Annotated in this window: 4 protein-coding genes and 2 tRNA genes; 1 reads left to right on the forward strand and 5 read right to left on the reverse strand. The window is 65.3% G+C overall.

The window, feature by feature from the left end:
- The 5 genes from rpmJ to ACWKY3_RS06190 form a co-directional block, all read right to left on the reverse strand.
- Positions 1-86: 50S ribosomal protein L36 (gene rpmJ / locus ACWKY3_RS06170; RefSeq protein ID WP_449315554.1), on the reverse strand; the 86-nt coding region annotated here is incomplete at its 3' end.
- A 67-nt stretch (positions 87-153) separates the two neighbouring features.
- Positions 154-372, reverse strand: coding sequence for a translation initiation factor IF-1 (gene infA, locus ACWKY3_RS06175; RefSeq protein ID WP_114567402.1), 219 nt, complete (start codon positions 370-372; stop codon positions 154-156).
- 383 nt (positions 373-755) lie between these two features.
- Positions 756-829: transfer RNA gene (locus ACWKY3_RS06180), tRNA-Gln, on the reverse strand.
- Positions 830-870: 41 nt separating this feature from the next.
- A tRNA-Lys gene (locus ACWKY3_RS06185) sits at positions 871-946 on the reverse strand.
- 151 nt (positions 947-1,097) lie between these two features.
- Entirely contained in the window at positions 1,098-2,588 is a 1,491-nt protein-coding gene (locus ACWKY3_RS06190) for a LuxR C-terminal-related transcriptional regulator (protein ID WP_449315552.1), read from the reverse strand.
- Between the two features lie 231 nt (positions 2,589-2,819).
- Between ACWKY3_RS06190 and ACWKY3_RS06195 the strand changes: the two genes are divergently transcribed.
- Positions 2,820-4,568: an FAD-binding protein gene (locus tag ACWKY3_RS06195; RefSeq protein ID WP_449315553.1), complete on the forward strand. Its 1,749-nt coding sequence runs from the start codon at positions 2,820-2,822 to the stop codon at positions 4,566-4,568.
- Positions 4,569-4,603 lie beyond the last annotated feature (35 nt).

Here is a 4,603-nt window from a genome sequence, read left to right on the forward strand (position 1 = left end):
TTCTCGCAGATGACGAGCACCTTGCCATGGCGTCGGATGATCTTGCACTTGTCGCACATTTTCTTGACCGAAGGACGTACCTTCATAATCATTTCCTTTCGGTTATGCGTTCTCGTTCTATCGTTCACACCCAGCCGCTGGTGAGAGTTTTCGCTACTTGAAACGGTACGTGATGCGCCCGCGGTTCAGGTCGTAGACGGACAGCTCCACCGTCACCTTGTCCCCCGGAAGGATCTTGATGTAGTGCATGCGCATTTTGCCGGAGATGTGGGCCAATATCTTGTGCCCGTTTTCGAGCTCCACCCTAAACATAGCGTTCGGCAGCGCCTCCAGGACGGTTCCCTCAAGCTCGATCACGTCTTCTTTGCTCAAAAGTGCTCCTTCAAAGCAGGTCGTCAGTAAGCAGCAATCCAGCATGATACCAAATTTTTTAGAAGATGTGGGGAAAAATTTGAACGAGCGCACAATGCCAACAAACCTTGTTGGTTCGAATGCACCTGCTTGCCAGGCCCGCGGTCTGATGCCGCGCAGTCCGCGCATGGAAGCGGGACCGCCAGGTATTCGCGCGATGCGCAGCCGCCTTGTCGGCTTCGGCGGGAGATGCCGCCCTTTTACGAGGACGGTCCGCCTTGAACGGTGTTCCATTCTAGCGCTTTCCCCTGTTAGGTCAAGCGCCGATTGAGCGCCGTGCGCGTTTTCTCCGCATTCCACCGCGCGCAAACGCGATGAGGAAGCGGAGGGGTTCGCCGGCGAAATGGCTGGGCCACCAGGATTCGAACCTGGATAGCTGGAACCAAAATCCAGAGTCCTGCCGTTGGACGATGGCCCAGCGTAAACTGCCCGAAGGCTGCGCACAACCGGCGGGGTAAATGGTGGGCCGTGAGGGAATCGAACCCGCGACCTTGGGATTAAAAGTCCCCTGCTCTACCAACTGAGCTAACGGCCCACGCCGCCTTGATGTGCGGGTACACATTGTAGCCGGGCGCACAAGAGCGGTCAATGATGAACATCCGAAACCCACGTCCAACCCAAGGTCCACTGAGCCGGCCGCGTGCCGCCGCACCGCACCGCAGGACGTCGAAAGCCGCATCCGCCGCTCATGAACCGGGCTGCCGGGCAGCCTCGCCCGTGGAGACGTCGGCCTGCTCCACGAGGTCGATGAGCTCTTGCTGGGAGTGGACGCCCAGCTTGGCGTAGATGTTGGCCACGTGGGTTTTCACCGTGTTGCGCGACAGCACGAGCTTCTCCTGGATGAACGGGCCGTTGCGGCCGTGCGCCAACAGCTCCAGAAGCTCCGTCTCGCGCGGGGTGAGGCGGCAGCGGGCGGCCACGGCGGCGCTCTTCTCCCGCAAACCCGCCGAGGTCGGCAGGGGCGCCACGGGCTCGGTCGCGCGCACGCCGTCGATGGTGGCCTGGAACCCAAAAGGCTTCAGCACGGTGAAGTTCATGGCCACGAACAGGAAGAGCACCGCCGCGATGCCCGCCGACACGGCAAGCGCGTCCGGGGCGGCGTTCACGGCGTGCCCCACCGTGGCGCCGCACAGCAGCCCCGCAGAGGACGCGGCGCGCCCCCAGGCGAACACGGCGAGCGCGTTCACCGCGTTGCGCGCGCCGATTGAGGCCAGCGCAAACCACATGAGCGCGTCAAAGCACTCGCTTCCTGCGTACAGAAGCCCGTTCGCCAGCGCCAAATCGTTTGGAACGCGCCCGGCCAGCACCACCACCGCCAAAAAGCCCCCCACCACGAACAGCGCCGCAGCCTGGTAGAGCACATCGGCCTTCGGCACCTTGGGGGTAAGCGCCATCGCCAGCAAAATGGCCACCGGAGCCAAACCGAAAAACGTCTGCTGCGGATTGCCGTCCACCGCGCCGAACGTGAGCGCGAAACCGTAGGCGATGCGGAAGATGAAGATGGCCACGAACAATCCGTGGGCGAACGGCAGGTAAGCCGCAGGCTGGGTGACGGACGCCTCCACCGGGGGCACCGCCCGCTTCATGGTCGCCAGCATCTCAAGGGCCAAGGGCCGCACCGCCGCGTAGGTGGCAAACGGCAGCACGAACAGCACGAGCAAAGACACCGTAGAATCCATGCCACCAAACGGCAGCCTCAGCAGGTAGCTTGCCACGAACGCCGACGCGATGCACAGCATGCATGGGCGCTTGCCCAGCTTGCACAGCGATATGCCCATGAGCACGACCACCCAGCGCGATCCAACCGAGCGCACGCACGCGCCCACCAACAGCAAGGCCGCCGACTGCTGCACGATGCCCAGCACGATGAGCGCGAAGCCCGCCGAAAACAGCACGAAGGACGCCGCCGTGATAGAGCGCTCGTCGAGGGAGGCCGGCTTGCGCAGCGCCCACACGGCCAACGCCACGAGCGTCGCCACGCCCACAAGCGACGACGCGTCGCGCGCGGCGGGCAGCACGTCCATGTACTGCGGGTAGAGCGCCGCGTTGGTGAGCCACGTGCCGAACAGCTCGGCTGTGAGCGCCGCTAGGCAGCGTGCCCACGAAGGCGTGACGGCGAAGCGCGGCGCCTTCGCGTCCGGCTGCTGCGGCGATTGCGATTCCCTGACGGCGTTCATCGGCCTCGGCTCCGTCCCTCCCCTGGTGTCCGTTTGCACAGCCTACCGCACTTCACCCCTCGCCGACAAGGGAAAACGCCCATTCTGGTACCAGAGGGGTGAGAAGAAAACCGCGCCGACGCCCCGCAAGTTGGTCCTTTGGCGGTGAGGACGGGAACCGGGGCGCACGGCATGATGGGGGCAAGGATGCGCACGGCGCATCGCACACCGCTTCATAAGGAGGGAACCATCATGAAGAACGTTGCAACGCAGGGACTGTCCCGCCGCGGCTTCCTCGCCGGCGCCGCCGGCGTGGGCGCGCTGGCCGCCATGGGCCTGGCCGGTTGCGCGCCCCAGGCGAAGGACGCGAGCGCCTCCGGCGCCGCCAACGCAGCGGAAGCGCAGGCCGCCGACGCGGCGAACGTCCAGGCCGACTGGCTGGGCAGCGCGCCCGAGATCGCCGAGGGCGACATTGTGGAGACGAAGAGCACCGAGCTTTTGATCGTGGGCGCCGGCAACGGCGGCATGGCGGCAGCGGCCACGGCCGCCGATCTGGGGCTTGACTTCACCATCTGCGAGAAGACCGGGTCGGTGCAGAAGACGCGCCATTGGTTCGGCGCCATCAACACCAAGTACACCGAGGCCGCCGGGGCGCACGTGAACGAGCAGCAGCTGCTCAACGAGTTCTCGCGCTACGCTTCCGGCCAGTGCGACCAGCGCGTCATCCGCGTGTGGATCCGCGAGAGCGCCGAGGTCACCGACTGGCTTGACCCTATCCTCACCTCAGCTGGCATGACCTGCGCTTTCGACAACGACATCGACCACGCCACGGGCGGCACGAGCTTCGCGCTGTTCCCGATGGAGCACTACTACTCGGGCAAGGACGCCGCCGGCGAGTCGCTTGAGCGCAACAAGGTGCTGCTGGCCTACATCAACGAGAAGGGCTACGACGTCACCTACAACCACAAGCTGGTCAAACTGGTGCAGGACGACTCCGGCAAGGTGACCGGCGCCATCTTCGAGACGGGCGACGGCTACGTGCGCATCGACGCCGAGAAGGGCGTGCTGCTGACCACCGGCGGGTACAACAGCAACGCCGAGATGCTGCGCGCGTGCAACCCGTTGGTCGACCGCTGCGTCACGCTGCAGTACGGCTCTCCCAACAACGTGGGCGAGGGCATCAAGGCGGCCATGTGGGCCGGCGGGCAGAAGGACAGCATCGGCGCGCCGATGATCTTCGACCGCGGCGCCGTCAAGCCGGGCGAGAACGCGGGCATCATCAGCGAGCCGGGCGAGGTGGCCACGTTCGTGGGCACCGACAAGCAGTTCAACCTGGGTTCCCAGCCGTTCATGAAGGTGGCGCGCGACGGCAGGCGCTTCGTGAACGAGTCCACGCCCTACGACTTCTGCTGCTTCGCAGCGGCCGAGCACGAGGGCGGCGTGTTCTGCCAGGTGTTCGACTCCAACCTCAAAGAGGACGTGAAGCGCTTCAGCACCATCGGCTGCTCGCGCCAGACCCAGCAGCTGCTGGCCAAAGAGGCCGACACCCCCATCGACGACATCTACGCCGCCGAGCTTGAGAAGGGCGTCATGGTGAAGGCCGACACCATCGACGAGCTGGCCGACAAGCTGGGGTTCGAAGGCGAGGCCAAGGAGGCGTTCCTGGCCGAGGTGGAGAAGTACAACGGCTTCTACGACGCGCAGGACGACGCCGACTTCGGCAAGGAGGCCTACCGCCTGTCCGCGCTGCGCACTGCGCCGTTCTACGGCGTGTGGTACGGCGGCTCGCTTCTGACCACGGTGGACGGCCTGCGCATCAACGAGGACATGCAAGTGGTGGACGCCGACGCGAAGCCCATCGAGGGCCTCTACGCCGCCGGCGACTGCTCCGGCAGCGTGTTCGGCAACAACTACCCCGAGTACATCGTGGGCTGCGCGTGCGGGCGCACCATCACCTTCGCCCGCCACGCCGTGCGCCACATGGCTGGCGACCTGGCATAACAACGCTGACGCGCAGGCGCGGCATCGCCCGCGCC

It is taken from the genome of Rubneribacter sp. (assembly GCF_965361815.1).